Annotated in this window: 1 protein-coding gene; it reads right to left on the bottom strand. The window is 60.4% G+C overall.

Translation table 11 applies throughout. The features are described 5' to 3' along the window. Positions 1-518 (bottom strand): glycogen/starch/alpha-glucan phosphorylase (locus J5M71_RS27145; RefSeq protein ID WP_207838609.1); only part of this gene is annotated, 518 nt, incomplete at both ends.

The raw sequence follows: 518 nt of genomic DNA, 5'->3' as shown, positions 1-518 counted from the left end.
CCTTCTTGCTGTGCAAACGCTGCTCGGCGAAGGCTTTGCGGAACGCGGTTTTCTCGGCGAACGGCTCGAGTTCGAGCAGGCGCTCTTCAGGATGATCGAGCAGGTCCGGGCCGAGGGCATCGACCAGCATCGAAGTCAGTTCCGGGTTGGCCTGATACAACCAGCGGCGGAAGGTGATGCCGTTGGTTTTGTTGTTGATCCGCTCAGGGTAGAGCTTGTGCAGTTCGGCGAATACGGTTTTGCGCATCAGCTGCGTATGCAGACCGGACACGCCATTGACGCTATGCGAACCGAGGAACGCGAGGTTGCCCATGCGCACCCGGCGGCCGTTGTCTTCTTCGATCAGCGACACCGCGCGCAACACGTCGAAGTCGTGAATGCCCTTGGCCCGCAGCGAATCGATGTGCTGCGCGTTGATCAGGTAAATGATCTGCATGTGCCGTGGCAGCATGCGTTCCATCAGCCCGACCGGCCAGGTTTCCAGCGCTTCCGGCAGCAGCGTGTGGTTGGTGTACGAC

It is taken from the genome of Pseudomonas sp. 43(2021) (genome assembly GCF_017490805.1).
Taxonomy (GTDB): Bacteria; Pseudomonadota; Gammaproteobacteria; order Pseudomonadales; family Pseudomonadaceae; genus Aquipseudomonas.
The sequence above is the reverse complement of the archived record's forward strand: the minus strand, read 5'-3'. Positions and strand labels throughout refer to the sequence as shown.